This window comes from Pseudomonadota bacterium, assembly GCA_026388215.1.
GTDB lineage: Bacteria > Desulfobacterota > Syntrophorhabdia > Syntrophorhabdales > Syntrophorhabdaceae > JAPLKF01.
Genome location: JAPLKF010000232.1, coordinates 1 through 1,637 on the forward strand (window position 1 = coordinate 1; position 1,637 = coordinate 1,637).

The following is a 1,637-nucleotide window of genomic DNA, read 5'->3' on the forward strand; positions in this document are numbered from 1 at the left end:
AATTCCTTCACCCATACCTTATGCCTTATCTGCATAAGCCCATAAGCGCCCTTTTCACTTATCGCCTTTGGATTGCCACTCGATTTGACTTTGATAATTGCCTTAATCAATCTTTTATTGATAGGATTCTCGTATATTGCATGGTCTACCTTTGAAGCAAGGGTAAGAATTAGCAGAAATAAGACAGTGAAAATTATGGAAGTTCTCTTAATTTCTTAACCTTTCATCCTCAAAATCTTGCAGGACAGGGATTTGAACCTCAAACATGTCTCCTCCTCAAGAGAGGTATAACCTTTTTTTGAAAGGAGAAACTCTTCTACATCCTTTCTCATAAACCTGATTAACTTCCTGCTGATTTTGACATAGGGAAGAAGCTTTGTCTCCATGAGATGTTTTCTTATTATAGCTTTGTTCAGCTTCAATGTTTTTGAAAGCTCTGTTAAAGTCAAAAGCTCCAGCTCATCCGTTTCTTTTTCTTCTATCTGGTTCATATCAAGCTCCTTCATTGAAATATTACTTTTTTAGGGAAGAGAGGGCTTGTATATGCACCGTGAAAAAAACGTGAAAGAATCGTGAAATACAATACTGCATAATACTGTATAATACTAAATAAAAAGATAGGCCAAAATCCTTGTGTTTCCTTGAAGATACTTGATTTTTCAGGTGTGCCGGGTTTTAGTGTTAAATAATATCCATTTATGGTGTATATAGCAGGGATTTGATTTCAGGGAGGGTGTTTGAAAGCAATCTTTTTCGATAAAAAACTCAATTTTGTGAGAAACTATCCGACGCCTGTACCGGGTGCGAATGAAGTCCTTGTTAGAATCAGCATGACGGGTATTTGCAACACTGACCTTGAAATTATAAAAGGATATATGGGTTTCAGGGGTATCATAGGGCATGAATTTGTGGGGGTTGTTGAAAAGATAAATGGAAAGACCCAGCGTTTGATCGGAAAAAGGGTAGCAGGTGAAATCAATTGTGGCTGCGGTACATGTGACTGGTGTAGAAAAGGTTTAAAAAATCATTGCCCTGAGAGAACAACCCTCGGAATTGTAAAGAAAGATGGTGCCTTCGCTGAATATATAACCCTTCCGAATGATAATTTATTAGAGGTTCCGGAAAATATTTCAGATGAAGAGGCAGTCTTTACTGAACCATTAGCAGCGGCCTTTGAAATCATGGAACAGATTCACATAAAACCTGCAGATAAGATCCTTGTTATGGGTGATGGAAAGCTTGGAATACTTTGCTCCCTTGCCCTTAACCTTGCGCACGCAGATGTTACGCTTACGGGGAAGCATGAAAAAAAACTCAAGATTGCAGAGGGTCAACACGTAAGTACAGTTAAGCTTAAAGATTTAAAAGTAAGGAAGGCATACGACGTTGTTGTTGAGGCAACAGGGGCAGCGGAAGGTTTTGGAATGGCCCTTCAGTTAGTCAAACCGAGGGGAACTGTGGTATTAAAAAGTACTGTTGCAGAAGTGAGGGAAACGAACCTTGCCCCGGTAGTAATTGATGAAATAAGTGTGATTGGTTCACGGTGTGGTCCATTCAAAAAGGCACTCAGGGCATTGTCAGGAAAGCTTGTTGATGTAAAACCTCTTATTACAGGGATATACCCATTTGATAGGGCG

2 protein-coding genes are annotated in these 1,637 nt (G+C 39.3%); one reads left to right on the forward strand and one right to left on the reverse strand.

Annotated elements, in window-relative coordinates; all coding sequences use genetic code 11:
• Nucleotides 1–215: 215 nt before the first annotated feature.
• A complete protein-coding gene (locus NTU69_11475) occupies nucleotides 216–491 on the reverse strand; it encodes a hypothetical protein (GenBank protein MCX5804128.1) in 276 nt (91 codons plus the stop codon).
• 246 nt (nucleotides 492–737) lie between these two features.
• Between NTU69_11475 and NTU69_11480 the strand changes: the two genes are divergently transcribed.
• Nucleotides 738–1,637, forward strand: a 900-nt coding sequence (locus NTU69_11480; protein ID MCX5804129.1) for an alcohol dehydrogenase catalytic domain-containing protein, incomplete at its 3' end; no start/stop codon positions are given.